Here is a 931-nt window from a genome sequence, read left to right on the forward strand (position 1 = left end):
GTGGGGTTCAGTCGGTGGTCGTCCGGTCGAGGCGGGCGGCTGCTTCCTCGGCGTGGTGGCGTGCCGTGTCCAGCCGGCGGCCGGCGTCCCGCGCACGCTTGCGTGCCCGTTCCTCGGCGGCCTCGGCCCGGCGCTGTTCCTCCTGTGCCTCGCGCAGCCGGTCGGCCAGGTCGTTCACGCGCTGCCGGAGTTCCGCGGTCCGCCGGGCGGCGTCCTCGGCGTCCCGGTCCGCCTCGGCCGCCTCCTCCTCGCGGGCGCGCAGTTCCCGTTCGGCGGCCTCGGCCTCCTCGGTGGCCCGCGCCAGCTCACGACGGCGCTGCTCCTCGGCCTCCTCGCGCCGCTGCGCACGCCGACCGGAGCGGCGCGGGGTCGCCGGTTCGGCCGCGGCCGGCTTCGCTGCGGCGCCCTCGGCCAGGCCGGGGAAGCCGGCCGTGGCGGTCAACGGCTTGGCCAGGCGGCCGGCCGCCCAGGCGCGGGCGGCCTCCGGGTCGGCAAGCACCGCGTGCAGGGTCTGCTCCACCTCCCGTTGCGCGCCCTCGCCGATCGGGTGGCCGGCTCCTGCGGTCAGTTCCGCCGCCTGCCGGGCCAGTGCCCCGATCAGGGTCCGCTGCCGGTGGCCCAGCGCGCGCAGTCGCGCGCCGTCCAGCTCGCGGTGGGCCTGTCGCAGCGCCTGACCCAACTGGAGCAGCGGCTCGACCTGCTCGGGATGCTCGCGCACGAGGAGGTTGCTCGCCCAGGCCGACAGGCTGGGGCGGCGCAGTGCGCGGATCTCCTCGGCCAGGGCGCGGTCGCCGGCCCTGCGGGCGGCCGCCGCGCGCTCGTCGCGGGCGGCGGTGAAGTCCTCCGGTCGCAGCCCGTACAGCTCACCGGCGACGGAGTCCAGGTCCACCGGCATCCACTCCTCTTCCCTCTCCCCCGCCCGGGTCCCCGT

Annotated in this window: 1 protein-coding gene; it reads right to left on the minus strand. The window is 78.2% G+C overall.

The window, feature by feature from the left end; translation table 11 throughout:
* Positions 1-7: 7 nt before the first annotated feature.
* Positions 8-931, minus strand: a 924-nt coding sequence (locus GV126_RS34270; protein ID WP_236570373.1) for a hypothetical protein, incomplete at its 5' end; no start/stop codon positions are given.

The sequence above is a fragment of the Streptomyces mexicanus genome, from assembly GCF_902506575.1.
Taxonomy (GTDB): domain Bacteria; phylum Actinomycetota; class Actinomycetes; order Streptomycetales; family Streptomycetaceae; genus Streptomyces; species Streptomyces mexicanus.